Raw genomic sequence first — 14,735 nt, forward strand, 5'->3', positions numbered from 1 at the left:
GGACCTCAGCCTTCCGTTGCTCAGCGGGTCGCGGCGCGCTGGAACGCGTCGCGACGCAGGTAGACGGCGCCGGCGGCGAGGACGGCGCAGGCCGCCCAGACCGGCATGAAGCGGGGCTCCAGCACCGCCGCGGGCCGCGACCACAGCAGGCCGGGCGCCGCCACCGCGCAGACCCAGCCGGCGGTGACGGCGGCGGCCGCGCGGCCGACCCCGACGGACGCGCCGAGCGCGAGCGCGCCGGCGGCGAGAGCGAACCCCGGCAGCAGCCAGCGGGCCGGGTCGGCGCCGGTCGCCGCGCCGGACACCACCAGCGGCGGCACGACGAGCAGGGTGCCCGCCAGGGCGCGGCGCAGCGCCAGGCCCAGGCCGGCGCGGGGGCTGCTGGCGACGAGGGCGTGTGCCGGGTCGAGGTGCCGGCTCCACGACGCGGCCAGTCCCAGCAGCGGGACGACCGGCGCGACCAGCAGCACCGCGGACCGGCCGGTGGTCAGCTCCAGCAGCGCCGCGACGAGCGGCACGAGCACGGTCGCGGCCAGCCACGGCAGCGCGGCCGGGGTCAGCCAGCGCAGCAGGAGCGGTCGCCGCCGCCGTCGTGCCGGAGTCTCCGCCTGTACCACCGCCGCCACCGCCACCCACGCCGACTCCACGACGGTCAGCACGGCCGGGTCGTGCGCGCCGGCGGTGTCGCCCAGCCGCCCTCGGCACGCGGCGCAGCCCTCCAGGTGCGCCTCCAGGGCCCAGGCGGCGTCGGCCGGCAGGTCGTCCCCGGCGGCGTACCTCGCGATCAGACCCGGCGACGCGTGCGCGGTCATGACGCCCCGTCCCGCGGCGGCGCCGTCGACGCGGGCGCGGTCGTGACGTCCCCGTCCCGCGGCGCCGGGCATGCGCGGCCCGTCATGACAGCACCTCCCGCAGCAGGGTCCTGGCCCGCCGGGCCCGGGTCTTGACCGTCCCCTCCGGCACGCCGAGCAGCACCGACGTCTCCCGCACCGACAAGCCGTCCAGCACCATGGCCTGCACCACCTCCCGCAGCTCCGGAGCCAGCTCGCGGACCGCCCCGGCGACCGGGTCGTCCAGGACCGGCCCGACCACCTCGTCCTCCGCCGCGGGCGCGGTGACGTCCGAGGCGAGCGGCGCCGGCACCGGCTGGTCCCGCCGCGCCCGCACCCGGTACGCGTCCACCAGCCGCCGCGCCGCGATCGTCCACAGCCAGCCCGCGGCGCTGCCCCCGGCGGCGGTCCCCGCGTAGCCGGCCGCGGCCCGCCAGACGGCGACGTACGCGTCCTGCATGACCTCGGCGACGATGTCCTGGTCGGCGCAGCGGCGGCGCAGCCGGACCGCCAGCCACGGCGCCGTGCGCCGGTAGAACTCCTCGAACGCGGCGCGGTCACCGCGGGCGGTGCGGCGCAGCAGCGCCTCCTCATCCGCCTGCGACACGTCCACCGCGTCAGGTCCTCTCACACCGGGCTAGACGTCGCGCACCCTACCCGCGGTTCTCGCCAGGATGTGACCTGCGTCTCCCATCGGCTCCGCATCGGGCGCCACCGGTGCCGCTGCCTCGGCGCCGCTGCCCCGGTGCCCGGGCGAGGGTGGAGATCGGCCGCAACTCTCCCGGGTGAATCGTCGCCCGGACCGGCGCCGCACGAGCCGGCAACCAGGCGCGCAACCGTCCGGGACGACCCGGGGAAGTCTTGCTCGCACACACAGGGCCCGAGTATGGTCACCGGCCGTGAGCGTTGTTGAACGCAACAGCGTCAATGTCATCGGTCCCCGGGTCGACCTCGCGAACGCGGGGGACCGGCGGACGCTGGTCTTCTCACACGGCTTCGGCTGCGACCAGAGCATGTGGCGCTTCGTCGCCCCCCGCTTCGCCGACGAGCACCGGGTCGTGCTGTTCGACCACGTCGGGGCCGGCGGTTCGGACCTGTCCGCGTACTGCCCGCAGCGGTACGGCTCGCTGGACGCGTACGCCGATGACCTGCTCGACATCCTGCACGAGCTGCATCTGCACGACGTGGTGTTCGTCGGGCACTCGGTGAGCGCCATGATCGGGGCGCTGGCGGTGATCAAGGAGCCGGACCGGTTCGCGGGACTGGTCATGGTGGGGCCGTCGCCGCGGTACATCGATGACGACGGCTACCGCGGCGGGTTCAGCGCACCTGAGATCGACGAGCTGCTCGAGAGCCTCGACAGCAACTATCTCGGCTGGTCGGCGGCCATGGCGCCGGTCATCATGGGCAACGCCGACCGGCCCGAGCTCGGCGAGGAGCTCACGAACAGCTTCTGCCGCACCGACCCGGCCATCGCGCGGCGGTTCGCCGAGGTGACGTTTCGCGCGGACCACCGCGCCGAACTGCGCCGGGTGAGCGTGCCGACGCTGATCCTGCAGTGCTCCGAGGACGTCATCGCGCCGCACGAGGTGGGGGTGTACTGCCACGCGAACATCCCCGGCAGCACGATGGTCGTGCTCGAGGCGACCGGGCACTGCCCCAACCTCAGCGCGCCGGACGAGACGTACGCGGCGATCGACGGCTTCCTGTGGAAGGGTTGAGGCGTGCCGGAGTCGCTGCCCGAGGAGAACGCCGAGGACGTGTACGACAGCGCACCGTGCGGGTACCTGATACTGCGGGCCGACGGCACGATCGTGCGGGTCAACCAGACCTTTCTGCGGTGGACCGGGTACCGCCGCCAGCAGCTGCAGGGGCGGCGCGTCCACGAGGTCTACTCCGCCGGCAGCCGGATCTTCCACGAGACGCACCTGGCCCCGTTGCTGCACATGCAGGGGGAGGTACGGGAGATCGCGGCCGAGTTCCGCAAGGCCGACGGCACCCGGCTCGACGCGTTCGTCAACGCGTCGCTGCACGCGGGGGCCGCCGAGGGGCAGGCACTCGTGCGGATGACGGTGTTCGAGGCACGGGACCGCCGCACCTATGAGCGGGAGCTGCTGGCCGAGCGCCGCATCGCCGAGCGCACCGCCACCCGGCTGCGGCTGCTGCAGGACATGGTGGTGCGCTGCGCGGCGATCGAGCGCGCCGAGGAGATCGTCGCCGCGGTCGTGCGGGTCGGCGTCGATGCCTTCGCCGCCACCACGACCCGGGTGTGGCTGATCGCCCCGGCCGAGGGGGCGCTGCGCCCGCTGCACGGGCCGCCGCACGACCGGGCGGAGCCGGTCGGGGCGCACGACGCCGGGACCGGCCGCGGCACGAGCGAGCTGATCTCCCTCGACGACCAGGCCCCGGAGGCGCGGGCCACGGCCCTGCTGGACGTCGTCCGGCACGCCGAGGACGACGGTGGACTGCGGATGGTCACACCCCTGGTCACGGACCAGCGTGTGCTGGGGGTGGTGTCGTTCGGGTTCGCGCCCGACCGGCCACAGGAGGCCGGGCCCGCGCGGCCACGCGTCTTCGGTGCCGACGAGATCGAGCTCATGCGCACCGTCGGGCGCCAGGCGGGGCAGGCCCTGGACCGCGTCCGGCTGCTGGAGGAGACCACCCGGCAGGCACGGCAGTCGGGGTTCCTGGCCCGGCTCAGCCGCGACCTGGACGAGACGGTCGGCTTCACCGCGCGGGCCGGCCGCCTCGTGGAGCTGCTGGTGCCAGACGTCGCCGGGTACGCGCAGGTCGACCTCGAGCCCGCGGCCGATCCGCACGGCGGGGCCGGGTGGCAGGCGGCCGCGCCGGCCCGCCCGGGCGGCGGATGGACCCTCCCGAACGACGTGCTCGCGGCGGTGCACGCGGCCGGGCGGGCCGGGACGCTGGTCGCCGTCCCGTTGACCACCACCAACGGCGCCCGGGCGCTGGTGCTGCCGCTGCGGGCGCGCAACGCGGTGCTCGGCACGCTGCTGCTGGCCGGCGACGGTATGGCCGCGGCCGGGCACGTCGGGCCGGAGTTCCTGGCCGACCTCGCCGACCGGGCCGGGCTGTCGCTGGACAACGCGCGGCTGGCCGAGCGCGACCGGGAGGTGGCGCACACCCTGCAGCGCAGCCTGCTCGCCGGGCAGTGGCCGGCGGACCCGCGGTACCGCGTCGCCACCGCCTACCGGCCCGCGGTGCACACGCTGGAGGTCGGCGGCGACTGGTACGACATCTTCGCCACGTCGGCCGAGAGCGTCGGGATCGTCGTCGGCGATGTGGTCGGCCGGGGGTTGGGCGCGGCCAGCGCCATGGGCCAGCTGCGCAGCGCCGTGCGGGCGTTCGCGACCGCGCACGGCGGGCCGGCCGACGTCCTGCGGCACATGGACGAGTTCGTGTCGCAGTTCGCGGCCGGGCAGATGGCGACGCTGGCATACGCGGACCTGGCGCTGGACAGCGGCGAGCTGCGCTACGCGTGCGCCGGGCATCCGCCGCCGGTGCTGGTGGACCCGGGCGGGGAGACGAGCTTCCTGTGGGGTGCCCGGTCCGGTCCGCTGGGTGCCGCCACGGCGTGCCGGGAGCGCGGCGAGGCACGGTTGACGCTGTCCCGAGGTTCGAGACTGGTCCTGTACACCGACGGGCTGTTCGAGCGCCGCGGTGAACGTCTCCACCAAAGCCTGGAGCGGCTCGCGGCGGCGGTCGCGGCGCACTCGCGCGCGCCGCTGGACGGGCTCGCCGCCCAGCTCACCGACGCGATGGTGCCCGGCGGCGGCGGGCACGACGACATGTGCCTGCTGGCGCTGGACTATGCCGACGTGCCGCAGTTGCGGGCCGAGGTGGTCGCCCGGATGGAGTCGCTGTCCGGGTTCCGTGCCGACCTGGATGCCTGGCTCGGGGCGCAGGGCGTCGGTGACTACGACCGGTTCGGTGTCGTGCTGGCGACCGCGGAGGCCGTGGCGAACGCGATCGAGCACGGGTACGACGTGGACGGGGCCCGCAGCGTGCACGTGCTGGCCTACGTCGACGGGGGCACCGTCGTGGTGCGCGTCAGCGACACCGGCCACTGGCGCCCGCCGCGCGCGGCGCTGCAGCGGGGGCGGGGCCTGGCGCTCATCGGGCGCCTCATGGACGAGCTGATGATCGACCGGGGCGCGGGCGGCACGACGGTCCTGATGCGCCGCCGGACCGGGGACGGGAGACGCTGAGATGCACGCTGAGCGTCAGGTACGGGTGTACAGCAGGGGCGGCTGCGAGGTCGTCCAGCTGATCGGCGAGATCGACCACGCGACCGCGTCGCTCGTGGAGCGCGACGTGCTCGTGAGCGTCCGCGCCGCGAGCGGTGTCGTCGTCGACCTCACCGAGACCACGTTCCTGGACAGTGCCGGGCTGCGGTGCCTGGACCGGGTGGTGGCGGCGTTCGGCGACCGGGGCGCCCCGGTGCGGGTGGCGGCGCCGGCCGACGGCATGGTGCGCTTCACGCTCGAACTCATCGGGTTCCTGCCCGACCTGCTGGTGGAGGACGTCGGCACCGCCATGACCGGGATGACGAACTGACCCGGTCGCCGCCGTGCCGCGGACCGACGTTTCGGATCCTGCGAAGTGGGCACCGTCTCTGCATGCAACCAGGCACCTCAGCAGCGGACGTCTTGCCCCTCGTGCAGGTGGGGATGCGCGTCGTCGACCCGGCGGGTGAGCAGGCCGGCACCGTGACCGCGGTGCAGGAGGCGGGCACCGACGTGCGGCCCGACACCATCGCCGGCATCGCCGAGCACCTGATGGCCACCGGCTACATCCGGGTCGACGGGACCGGCTTCCTGTCCAACGACGCGTACGCGGCCGGCAACCAGATCAGCGGCGTGTCCGGTGACACCGTCGAGCTGGCGGTCGTGCGCGAGGAACTGCACCGCGCCGCCAGCTGATCCCGCACGGTGCGGACGCGTTGCCGCCGCCGCTACGCCACGGCGCTGGTGACCAGGGCGCACAGCGCCAAGAGCCGGACCGCGACACCATCCGCGCCGGCCCAGCCAACCAGATCGTGCTGCGGCGGCTGCCACCCTCGGCCGGTCGCCCCGTCGAGCAGTCCGTCGGTGTAGCTCGCCAACGCCGTGAGCGTCGGCCGACGGCCGCGGACGCCGAGCAGGTCGCGCACCTCGGCGGCGTGCTGGTCGACCTGCGCCGACAGGCCGGGAAGCACGGCTGCCGCGGCGAGGCCCACGGCGCCGACCTGCCGGTGGAGGCGATCCAGCAGCAGCTGCGCGGTCACGCGGTCGGCGCCCAGGTTCGAGGTAGGGATGGTCATGAGGTACGACCATAGAGAGGCCGTACCGGGACGAAAAGGCCGCAACGGCTGCTTTACCGCATCATGACCGTTCGGCTACCGTGCCTGACCGACCGGGCGAGCACCCGTGTCACCGGGCGGCCGGGGGACGCTGACCGGTCTGCGGCGGCACGGCCCGCTGGTCGTCGTCCACCGCGGACGCTGGATACGGCGGGCGGCCGGCATGCTGGCCGACCGGCTGGTCACGGTGTGCCGGCGGGGGCTGTTGGCCGGCGGCGGTCGGCGCGGCGGCCGGCTGCCGCTGTTCTGCCATCAGCCGGTCGGCGTCGCTGCGGCCGGCGGTGTACGCGGTCGAGCGCTCGGAGCGGCCGGCCGACTCTGTCTCCACCCGGTCCAGCCACCTGTCCCAGCGCGCCTGCATCGGCTTCACCAGCCCGCCACCGACGCCGACGATCAAGATGCCGGCCACGGTGCCGAGCACCGCGATCAGGACGGGGGTCGTGACGGTGGTCGCCACCCCGATCTGGTTGAGCGCGGCGATGACCCCGATACCCAGGATGAACACGGCGGCGATGTTCGCCACGGCCCTGCCGTAGGACAGTCCACCCAACGCGGTGGACACGATGTCCCGCACCGCGGAGGCGATCGCCGCGGCGATCACGACGATCAGGATCGCGACAAGGAGCCGCGGCAGCCAGGCGATCACGGCCGAGATGAGCGTTGAAACCGCATTCGGGCCCCAGACGTCGAACGCCACCCGCAGGGTGATTAGCAGCACCGTGTAGAAGACGAGCTGCGCGACGATGCTGGAGGCGTCGTAGCGGGAGCGTGCCAAGGCGGTCTTGAGACCGCCGCGTTCCACCAGCCGGTCGAAGCCGACGCGCTCCAGCAACTTGTCGACCGCCGTACGCAGCAGGCGAGCCACGACGTAGCCGACGATCAGGATGACGACGAACGCGAGCGCGCGAGGGAGGAAGGCGGCCGCGGATCGCAGCATGTTGCCGATCAGGCTGCCGATTTCCACGCTGCGCACGGCGAGGTACTCGGACATCATGACTCCTCGAATGTGGCCGGGAACTGAATCAATCTCGGATACCCGATAAATCACCCGAAAACCACAAATCGTCACGCCGGCCCGGCGCCGTGGTGGCAGGCGCCGGGCCGGCGTGGAGGTGACCGGAGAAGGCGGTCTGATCAGCCCTTGATCTGGCGCAAGCCGGTGCTGCCGGCACCGACGCTGATCTTGCGGGGCTTGGCGTGCTCGGACACCGGGATGCGCAGGGTCAGCACGCCGTTGTCGTAGGTGGCCTCGAGCTTGTCCGTGTCGAGGGTGTCACCGAGGAACAGCTGCCGGCTGAACACCCCCATCGGGCGCTCCGAGATCACGGTCTCGACGCCCTCCTTGGCCGGGCGCTGCCGCTCGGCCTTCACCTGCAGCACGTTGCGCTCGACCGTGACGTCGATCGACTCCGGGTCGACGCCCGGCAGGTCGAAGTAGACGTTGAACCAGTCGCCGTCGCGGTGGGCGTCGACGTGCATGACCGCCGGCCGGCTCATGGTCCCGGCGAGCTGCTCGAAGACGCGGTCGAAGTCGCGGAACGGGTCGGTACGCAGCAGCATGGCCATCTCCTCCTTGGTCTCCTTCACCAAGCGGTGGTCCCGGATCGCCCGGGGTTGAGTGCCATCGACTCAACTTGTTTCAACGGATACCCCCGAAGCGGTGCCGCCGTCAACTCTGCGTATGTGGTATACGCCACAGTGTGAGAGTTGACAGCATAAGGCTCAAGTTTTAGGTGTTGAAGGGTCAGGAGCCGTCGAGGGGAGTGCGACCGTGGCCACGACGACAGGTGACTACTACGAGGTGCTGGGGGTCGAGCGCACCGCCGGACAGGAGGAGATCCAGCGTGCCTACCGCCGGCTGGCCCGCCGGTATCACCCCGACATCAACAAGGACCCGGACGCCGAGGAGCGCTTCAAGCGGATCAACCAGGCGTACGAGGTGCTGTCCGACGCCAAGAAGCGGGCCCGCTACGACCGGTTCGGCGAGGCGTGGCGGCACGTGCCGGAGGACTACGACGGCCCGGTGCCGGGCGGCGACGGCCACCAGGGCGGCGGCCGGCGGGTGTACGTCAACACCGGCGGCGGCTTCGACGAGGCCGGCTTCGCCGGCGTGGACCTCGACGACCTGCTCGGCGGCCTGTTCGGCGGCGGCATGCCCGGCGGACCCGGCGGGTTCAGCGGCGGCCCGGGCGGCTTCGGCGGTGGCTTCGATGGCGGCGGGTTCGGCGGCGGGCCGGGCCCGGGCCCCGGTGCGGATGTCGAGGCCGAGATCGAGCTGACGGTGCCGGACGCGTACGCCGGCGGGCGGCGGCGGCTGACCCTGCGGACCCCGACCGGGCCGCGCAGCTTCGAGGTGGCGATCCCGGCCGGTGTGGCCGACGGCCAGCGCATCCGCCTCGCCGGGCAGGGCGCCGAGGGGTTCGGCGGCGGCCGGCGCGGCGACCTGTACCTCGTGGTGCGGCTCGCCCCGCATCCCCGGTACCGCGTCGACGGCCGGGACATCACCGTCGAGCTGCCCGTCGCGCCGTGGGAGGCGGCGCTCGGCGCCCGAGTGCCGGTCGAGACGCCCGGCGGCCAGGTCCAGCTGCAGGTGCCCGCCGGGTCGTCGTCCGGGCGCCGGCTGCGGCTGCGCGGCCGCGGCATGCCCAACCCCAAGGGCGCGCCCGGCGACCTGTACGCCGAGGTGAGGATCGTCGTGCCGGCGCAGCCGGGCGACGCGGAGCGGCAGCTGTGGCAGCAGCTGGCCGAGGCGTCCGGGTTCGCGCCCCGCGACCCGCAGGCGGCGCGCGGCCGGTGACGACCGTGCATGCCCGCCGTGCGCCGCCGCCGGGGACATGTGACCTGGTGACGCCGCACGGCGGCTGTGTACTGTGGGGCCCATGCGCCGGGCCGGGGTCATCGACACGGCCGGAGGCCTCGGGCAGCACGATCACCTCTGCTGGGTGTTCGACACCCGGCAGGACTACCGCGCCACCGTCCAGCGGTTCCTCGCCGACGGGCTGGCCGGCGGTCAGCGGGTGGTCCTCGTCGCCGACTGGGCCGGCCACGACGACCTCGCCCGCCTCGCCGGTCTCGCCGGCCCGGACAGTCCGCCCGGCGCGGCGCAGCTGCGCGACGTCGGCGCGTATGGCGGCGGGTCGCTGACCGATCCGGCCGCCCAGGTCAGGACCTATGCGGCGATGACCGAGCAGGCGGTGGCCGACGGCTTCAGCGGGCTGCGGGTCGCGGCGGACGTGACGCCGCTGGTGCGCAGCCCCGAGGCGCGCGCCGCGTTCGCCCGGTACGAGTTCCTCGCCGACGGCTACATGGCCCGGCACCCGATGTCGGCGATGTGCGGGTATGACCGCGCCGAGCTGGGCGCGGCCGCGGTGGCGGAGCTGGCCGGCATGCACCCGCTCGCGTCGCCGGACGCCACCGCGCTGCGGCTGTTCGCCGCCGACCCGGGCGACACGGCGGCCGCCGCGGTGCTGGCCGGTGAGATCGACATCGCCGGTCACGCCCAGCTGCGGGCCGCGCTGTCCCGCGTCGACCTGGCGCCCGTCGGCGGCACGGTCAGCATCGACGCGCGGCAGCTGACCTTCATCGACCACACGGCGCTGATCGCGCTCGTGGAGCACGTCCGCGGCCGGGGCGCGGCGACCGAGCTGCTGGTGGACCGGCGCAGCGGCGTGCCCCAGCTGGCCGGGCTGCTGCGCCTGGCCGACCTGCGGGTGGTGGTGGCATGAGGACCGGGCCGGCGCGCGGGCGCGACGGGCTCTTCCACGAGGCCGCCTTCTACGCGTCCGACGAGGAGTTCCTCGAGGTCGTGGTGCCGTTCCTGGCGGGCGGCGTGGCCGCGGGCGAGCCGACGGTCTCGATCTTCGCCGACCACCGCCAGCGGCTGCTGCGGGGTGCGCTGGGCGCCGACAGCGGCGTCGTGTTCATCGACGGCGGCCGCCACTACAGCCGCCCGGCCGCGGCCATCCGCCGGCACCGGGAGATGCTGGCCGGCTACGTCGCGGACGGCGCGACCCAGATCCGCATCACCGGCGACGTGCCGCACCCCGGCGTCGGGGTGCCGTGGGAGTGGTGGGCCCGCTACGAGGCCGCCGCCAACGAGGTCTATGACGAGTTCCCGATGTACGGCCTGTGCCCGTACGACACCCGCACCACCCCGCATGACGTGCTCGACGACGTGCGGCGCACCCACACGCACGTGGTGGCGCCCGACGGGCAGCGGCTGCCGAGCCCCGTGTACCAGGATCCGCGGCAGTTCCTCGCCACGGCGGTCACGTCATGGCCGGACCCGATCGAGGCACGTCCGCCCGCGTGCGAGCTGACCGATCCGCCGCCCGCCCAGGCCCGCGCCGCGGTCACGGACCTGCAGCGGGTGGCCGCGCTCGGCGACGACGACCTCAACGGCATCGTGCTCAGCGTCAGCGAGGCGGTCACCAACGCGCACATCCACGGCCGCCCGCCGGTGCGCATGCGCGCCTGGGCGGAGCCGGGCCGCATCGTCGTCACCGTCTCCGACACCGGTCCGGGACCGGCGGACCCGGTGGTCGGCATGATGCCGGCCGGCGGGCCGGGCGGGCTCGGCCTGTGGCTGACCCACCAGATGTGCGCGTACGTGTCGCTGCGGCGCGACCCGTCGGGCTTCACGATCCGCATGATCGCTGGGACGAGTGATTGACCGGCATCGCTGAATAGTGGCAGAATCGCGGTCCCCGCCCATCCCTTTCCGCCAAAAAGGGACCGCCATGAGCCTCACCGCCCCGCGCCTGCGCGCCGCCGCCCTCACCGCCGTCCTCAGCGCCGCCGTCACCGTCACCGTCGCCGCACTGCCGGGCACGGCGGCCCACGCCGCCGCGCCGACCGGGCGGTACGTGGCGCTCGGCGACTCGTACACCTCCGGACCGCTCATCCCCGACCAGGTCGACCTCAACTGCGTACGGTCGAACCGCAACTACCCGTCGCTGGTCGCCCGCGCGATCGGCTCCGCCGCCTTCGCCGACGTCAGCTGCGGCGGCGCGACGACCGGCGACATCCTCAACCCCGGCAAGGGCACGCTCGGGCTGCCCGTGCCGGCCCAGATCAGCGCCGTCACCGCGGCGACCGCCCTGGTCACGATCGGCATCGGCGGCAACGACATCGGCTTCTCCGGCATCGTGTCCGCCTGCGCCCAGGACGGCGCCGGCAACCCGTTCGGCACCCCGTGCAAGGACCGGTACACCGCCGGCGGCACCGACCAGCTGCAGGCCCGCATCGCCGCGGCCGCCCCGAAGGTCGCCGCGGTCGTGCAGGCCGTGCGCGCCGCCGCGCCGGGCGCCCGCGTCGTCGTCGTCGGCTACCCGGCGATCCTGCCGGACAGCGGCTACGGCTGCTGGCCGGTGGTGCCGTTCGCGTTCGGTGACGTGCCGTACCTGCGCGGCGTGGCGAAGTCGCTCAACGGCATGCTGGCGGCGACCGCGGCGGCCAACGGCGCGCAGTACGCCGACGTGTACACCCCGTCGATCGGCCACGACGTGTGCCGGTCGAAGAGCGTGCGCTGGGTCGAGGGCCTCGTGCCGGAGAACACCGCCGCGCCGTTCCACCCCAACGCCGCCGGCGAGCAGGGCATGGCGACCGCCGTCACGGCCCGCCTCACGGCCTGAGCGGCCCGCCTACCGCGACGGGGTGATCCGCAGCATCACCCTGTCGCGCCGCCCTCCGGCGACCCGCTCGACGAGCTGCAGCACCCGGTACTCCAGGCCGTACTTGCGCCGCACGAGCCGCATCATGCGCCGCATGACCGCCGGGTCGGTGATGATCGTCGCGGTGCCCGGGACCGGCCGGTCGCCGTCGCGGACCTTCCCGGTGCGGCCGCACGGCACCAGCAGCACCCGCGGGTTCCGGCGCAGCCGCTTGACCTTCCAGCTGTCCGCGGGCGTGGTCACCACCAGCGCGTCGCCGTCCTGCGCGACCCACACCGGCGTGGCGACCGCCGAGCCGTCCCGCTTGAACGTGGTGAGCGAGACGAACCGCTGCGCGCCGAGCGCGTCGGTGGCCGTCGGGTGAACCTGCGTCATGAGCGCCGTCGTACCCGGCGCCGGCCCGGTGGATGCGAATCGACGCACCGGCGGCGCCGTGTAGCTTCGTCGTGAGGAACCGAACGACAGAGGGACGATCGTGGACGCACTGCCCGTAGCCCGCACCGCCGACCCCGCGGACGCACCGCCGATCAAGTGGGGCGTCATCGCGCCCGGATGGATCGCGGAGCAGTTCGCCACCGCGGTGCACCGGTACTCGAAGTCGCGGATCGTCGCGGTCGGCTCCAGCTCGGCGCAGCGCGCGGAGGCGTTCGCCGCGCGGCACGGCGTCGAGCGCGCCTACGGTTCCTACGAGGCGCTGGTCGACGACCCCGGCATCGACGCGGTCTACGTCGCGTCACCGCACAGCCACCACTTCGCGCAGGCGCTGCTGGCGCTGCGGGCCGGCCGGCCGGTGCTGGTGGAGAAGGCCTTCACCCAGAACGCCACCCAGGCCGCACAGCTCATCGACCTGGCGCGCGGCGCGGGCCTGCTGCTCATGGAGGCCATGTGGAGCCGCTTCCTGCCGCACTACGACGTCATCCGGCAGGTCCTGGCCGACGGCGGGCTCGGCGCGGTGCAGACCGTGATCAGCGACCACGGCCAGCACTTCGACATCCCGCCGACGCACCGGCTGCTCAACCCCGCCCTCGCCGGTGGCGCGCTGCTGGACCTCGGCATCTACCCGATCTCGTTCACGTCGTTCGTCCTCGGCGCACCCGAGCAGATCCAGGCGACCGGCACCATGACGACGACCGGCGTCGACGCGCAGGTCTCCGCGGTGCTGCGCACCGGCAGCGCGCACGGCATCATCTCCACCACCCAGACGGCGGCGTCCCCGACCACCGCCAGCATCTCCGGCACCGCCGCCCGGCTCGAGATCGCCGGCCCGTTCTACCAGCCGCAGGCGGTCCGGTTCACCGCCGTGACCGGCGAGACGCGGCAGAGCGCGCCGGCCGCCGTGACCGGCCATGAGGGCCTCGTCTACCAGGCGGCGCACTTCGCGGAGCTGCTGAGCGCCGGCGCCACCGACTCGCCGCTGCTGCCGCTGGACGAGACCCTGTCGATCATGCGGACCATGGACGAGATCCGGCGCCAGATCGGCCTGGTCTACCCGGACGAGGCCGCCCTCAACGGGTGACCTGTCGCAGTGCCGCGTCGGCGCGCTCGACGTTGCCCGGCCACGGCCGCGCCGGCACCACCGGCACGCCGGCGCACGCCGCCCGGGCCCGCAGCTCGGCGTCGAACCGGGCGCTGACCGCGGCCCGCGCGCGCTGCGCGGCCGCGGCCGGCTCGCGGGCCAGGAGGTTCGCGACGATCTGCGCCTCGTCCGGCTCCGAGACCAGCACGGCCCGCACGTCGCCGTCGAACCCGGCGACGACGTCCGGCAGCAGGTAGTCGCCCTCCATGACGACCGGCGCCGCCGCCGCGACGTGATCGGCGACGACGGCCTCGATCCCGGGCCGCAGCAGGTGCGCCACCTCGATCGTGTGCTCGACGACCCGCGCCGCAGTCCAGTCCCGTGCCGAGGCGTCCGTGTCCCACCGGTGCAGCGTCGGCGCCTGCTCCGGTGTGGTCAGCGCCTTCACCGCGGTCACGAGATCGTCGACCTCGGCGAGCGGCACGCCGTACCGGCGGGCGAGCGCCGCCGCGACCCGGGACTTGCCGACGCCGGACGCGCCGCAGACGAGCGTGACGGTCCAGCCCGGTGGCGCGGGTGCGGTGTCCATGCCGACGATGATCGGTGCCGCCGCCACGGCGCGCCAGCGCGGCCGCGCTGGCGGCGGGAAATCGGGCGACGCACGGTGGTCGGGCGGTTACCGTGGCCGGCGTGAGCAGGATCCTGTCGGTCAACCTCGCGGTGCCGGAGCCCAACCCGGCCAAGAGCGTCGGCGTCACGGGCATCACCAAGCGGCCGGTGGACCACCTCGTCGCGGTGCGCGCGCCGGGGCCGAAGACGACCGGGCTGCACAGCGGCCTGGTCGGCGACCAGATCTTCGACGTCGAGCACCACGGCGGCGACGACCAGGCGGTGTACGCGTACGCGCGGGAGGACTACGACTGGTGGCAGGCCCGGCTGACCCGCCGGCTCGCCAACGGCACGTTCGGGGAGAACCTGACGACGGAGGGCGTCGACGTCAACGGCGCGGTCATCGGCGAGCGGTGGCGCATCGGCCCGCAGCTGGTGCTCCAGCCGACGTTCGGGCGCGTCCCGTGCGTCACGTTCCAGCGCAAGATGGGCGAGCCCCGCTGGATGAAGACCTTCACCCGGTCGATGCGTCCCGGCGCGTACCTGCGGGTGCTGGCGCCGGGCACGGTGTGGGCCGGTGACCCGGTGACGGTGGAGGACCGGCCCGCGCACGGGGTGACGATCGCGCTGGCGTACCGGGCGTACCTGACCGAGCCGGAGCTGCTGCCGGGCCTGCTGGAGCGCGACGGGCTCCCCGCCGACCTGCGCGAGACCCTCAGCGATCGGCTGCCGCGCCGGCGGTGACGCGC

17 protein-coding genes are annotated in these 14,735 nt (G+C 74.3%); 10 read left to right on the forward strand and 7 right to left on the reverse strand.

Annotation, left to right across the window (positions count from 1 at the left end; translation table 11 throughout):
- Nucleotides 1-20: 20 nt before the first annotated feature.
- Both OP18_RS18025 and OP18_RS18030 read right to left on the reverse strand, forming a co-directional pair.
- The gene (locus tag OP18_RS18025; protein ID WP_033360171.1) at nt 21-812 is read right to left on the reverse strand and encodes a zf-HC2 domain-containing protein; all 792 of its coding nucleotides are present in this window, start codon (nt 810-812) and stop codon (nt 21-23) included.
- A gap of 82 nt (nt 813-894) precedes the next feature.
- Entirely contained in the window at nt 895-1,437 is a 543-nt protein-coding gene (locus OP18_RS18030) for an RNA polymerase sigma factor (protein ID WP_211273586.1), read from the reverse strand.
- A gap of 292 nt (nt 1,438-1,729) precedes the next feature.
- On the opposite strand from OP18_RS18030, the gene OP18_RS18035 reads away from it, so the two are divergent.
- The 4 genes from OP18_RS18035 (at nt 1,730) to OP18_RS18050 (ending at nt 5,770) form a co-directional block, all read left to right on the forward strand.
- Nucleotides 1,730-2,551 carry an alpha/beta fold hydrolase gene (locus OP18_RS18035; RefSeq protein ID WP_033360087.1) on the forward strand — a complete coding sequence of 274 codons (822 nt, stop codon included), beginning with the start codon at nt 1,730-1,732 and terminating at the stop codon, nt 2,549-2,551.
- Between the two features lie 3 nt (nt 2,552-2,554).
- Nucleotides 2,555-5,056, forward strand: a complete 2,502-nt coding sequence (locus tag OP18_RS18040) for a SpoIIE family protein phosphatase (protein WP_033360088.1) — start codon at nt 2,555-2,557, stop codon at nt 5,054-5,056.
- A gap of 1 nt (nt 5,057) precedes the next feature.
- The gene (locus OP18_RS18045; protein WP_063745537.1) at nt 5,058-5,405 is read left to right on the forward strand and encodes an STAS domain-containing protein; all 348 of its coding nucleotides are present in this window, start codon (nt 5,058-5,060) and stop codon (nt 5,403-5,405) included.
- Nucleotides 5,406-5,467: 62 nt separating this feature from the next.
- Nucleotides 5,468-5,770 carry a hypothetical protein gene (locus OP18_RS18050; RefSeq protein ID WP_245635422.1) on the forward strand — a complete coding sequence of 101 codons (303 nt, stop codon included), beginning with the start codon at nt 5,468-5,470 and terminating at the stop codon, nt 5,768-5,770.
- Nucleotides 5,771-5,802: 32 nt separating this feature from the next.
- On the opposite strand, the gene OP18_RS18055 is transcribed toward OP18_RS18050, so the two are convergent.
- From OP18_RS18055 to OP18_RS18065, 3 genes are all read right to left on the reverse strand, one after another.
- Entirely contained in the window at nt 5,803-6,150 is a 348-nt protein-coding gene (locus tag OP18_RS18055; RefSeq protein WP_033360091.1) for a DUF6401 family natural product biosynthesis protein, read from the reverse strand.
- Between the two features lie 109 nt (nt 6,151-6,259).
- Nucleotides 6,260-7,180, reverse strand: coding sequence for a mechanosensitive ion channel family protein (locus tag OP18_RS18060; RefSeq protein ID WP_081970867.1), 921 nt, complete (start codon nt 7,178-7,180; stop codon nt 6,260-6,262).
- 143 nt (nt 7,181-7,323) lie between these two features.
- On the reverse strand, nt 7,324-7,749 hold the full coding sequence (locus OP18_RS18065; RefSeq protein WP_033360173.1) for an Hsp20/alpha crystallin family protein: 426 nt from the start codon (nt 7,747-7,749) through the stop codon (nt 7,324-7,326).
- A gap of 211 nt (nt 7,750-7,960) precedes the next feature.
- Here OP18_RS18065 and OP18_RS61860 point away from each other — a divergent pair, with 211 nt between their 5' ends.
- The 4 genes from OP18_RS61860 (at nt 7,961) to OP18_RS18085 (ending at nt 11,822) form a co-directional block, all read left to right on the forward strand.
- Complete coding sequence (locus OP18_RS61860; RefSeq protein WP_033360092.1) at nt 7,961-8,986, forward strand: DnaJ C-terminal domain-containing protein; 1,026 nt, start codon at nt 7,961-7,963, stop codon at nt 8,984-8,986.
- Nucleotides 8,987-9,068: 82 nt separating this feature from the next.
- Nucleotides 9,069-9,914: an MEDS domain-containing protein gene (locus OP18_RS18075; protein ID WP_033360093.1), complete on the forward strand. Its 846-nt coding sequence runs from the start codon at nt 9,069-9,071 to the stop codon at nt 9,912-9,914.
- Nucleotides 9,911-10,861: a sensor histidine kinase gene (locus tag OP18_RS18080; protein WP_033360094.1), complete on the forward strand. Its 951-nt coding sequence runs from the start codon at nt 9,911-9,913 to the stop codon at nt 10,859-10,861. Before OP18_RS18075 ends, OP18_RS18080 begins: the two co-directional genes overlap by 4 nt.
- Before the next feature lie 67 nt (nt 10,862-10,928).
- On the forward strand, nt 10,929-11,822 hold the full coding sequence (locus OP18_RS18085; RefSeq protein ID WP_052386902.1) for an SGNH/GDSL hydrolase family protein: 894 nt from the start codon (nt 10,929-10,931) through the stop codon (nt 11,820-11,822).
- A gap of 9 nt (nt 11,823-11,831) precedes the next feature.
- Here the strand turns inward: OP18_RS18085 and OP18_RS18090 are convergent, their stop codons facing one another.
- Complete coding sequence (locus OP18_RS18090; protein WP_033360095.1) at nt 11,832-12,236, reverse strand: PPOX class F420-dependent oxidoreductase; 405 nt, start codon at nt 12,234-12,236, stop codon at nt 11,832-11,834.
- 100 nt (nt 12,237-12,336) lie between these two features.
- On the opposite strand from OP18_RS18090, the gene OP18_RS18095 reads away from it, so the two are divergent.
- On the forward strand, nt 12,337-13,377 hold the full coding sequence (locus OP18_RS18095) for a Gfo/Idh/MocA family protein (RefSeq protein ID WP_211273579.1): 1,041 nt from the start codon (nt 12,337-12,339) through the stop codon (nt 13,375-13,377).
- On the opposite strand, the gene OP18_RS18100 is transcribed toward OP18_RS18095, so the two are convergent.
- Entirely contained in the window at nt 13,367-13,966 is a 600-nt protein-coding gene (locus tag OP18_RS18100) for an AAA family ATPase (RefSeq protein ID WP_033360176.1), read from the reverse strand. The genes OP18_RS18095 and OP18_RS18100 overlap by 11 nt on opposite strands.
- A gap of 101 nt (nt 13,967-14,067) precedes the next feature.
- Here OP18_RS18100 and OP18_RS18105 point away from each other — a divergent pair, with 101 nt between their 5' ends.
- Nucleotides 14,068-14,730 carry an MOSC domain-containing protein gene (locus tag OP18_RS18105; protein WP_033360177.1) on the forward strand — a complete coding sequence of 221 codons (663 nt, stop codon included), beginning with the start codon at nt 14,068-14,070 and terminating at the stop codon, nt 14,728-14,730.
- The last annotated feature ends 5 nt before the right edge of the window (nt 14,731-14,735 follow it).

Source organism: Dactylosporangium aurantiacum (assembly GCF_000716715.1).
Taxonomy (GTDB): domain Bacteria; phylum Actinomycetota; class Actinomycetes; order Mycobacteriales; family Micromonosporaceae; genus Dactylosporangium; species Dactylosporangium aurantiacum.

What these genes read in the sequence shown, in the direction of transcription:
- OP18_RS18045 (WP_063745537.1), top strand. Translation starts at nt 5,058, where the DNA reads ATGCACGCTGAGCGTCAGGTACGGGTGTACAGCAGGGGCGGCTGCGAG.
- OP18_RS18090 (WP_033360095.1), bottom strand. Translation starts at nt 12,236, where the DNA reads ATGACGCAGGTTCACCCGACGGCCACCGACGCGCTCGGCGCGCAGCGG.
- OP18_RS18065 (WP_033360173.1), bottom strand. Translation starts at nt 7,749, where the DNA reads ATGCTGCTGCGTACCGACCCGTTCCGCGACTTCGACCGCGTCTTCGAG.
- OP18_RS18050 (WP_245635422.1), top strand. Translation starts at nt 5,468, where the DNA reads ATGCAACCAGGCACCTCAGCAGCGGACGTCTTGCCCCTCGTGCAGGTG.
- OP18_RS18055 (WP_033360091.1), bottom strand. Translation starts at nt 6,150, where the DNA reads ATGACCATCCCTACCTCGAACCTGGGCGCCGACCGCGTGACCGCGCAG.
- OP18_RS18075 (WP_033360093.1), top strand. Translation starts at nt 9,069, where the DNA reads ATGCGCCGGGCCGGGGTCATCGACACGGCCGGAGGCCTCGGGCAGCAC.
- OP18_RS18025 (WP_033360171.1), bottom strand. Translation starts at nt 812, where the DNA reads ATGACCGCGCACGCGTCGCCGGGTCTGATCGCGAGGTACGCCGCCGGG.
- OP18_RS18060 (WP_081970867.1), bottom strand. Translation starts at nt 7,180, where the DNA reads ATGTCCGAGTACCTCGCCGTGCGCAGCGTGGAAATCGGCAGCCTGATC.
- OP18_RS18080 (WP_033360094.1), top strand. Translation starts at nt 9,911, where the DNA reads ATGAGGACCGGGCCGGCGCGCGGGCGCGACGGGCTCTTCCACGAGGCC.
- OP18_RS18100 (WP_033360176.1), bottom strand. Translation starts at nt 13,966, where the DNA reads ATGGACACCGCACCCGCGCCACCGGGCTGGACCGTCACGCTCGTCTGC.
- OP18_RS18085 (WP_052386902.1), top strand. Translation starts at nt 10,929, where the DNA reads ATGAGCCTCACCGCCCCGCGCCTGCGCGCCGCCGCCCTCACCGCCGTC.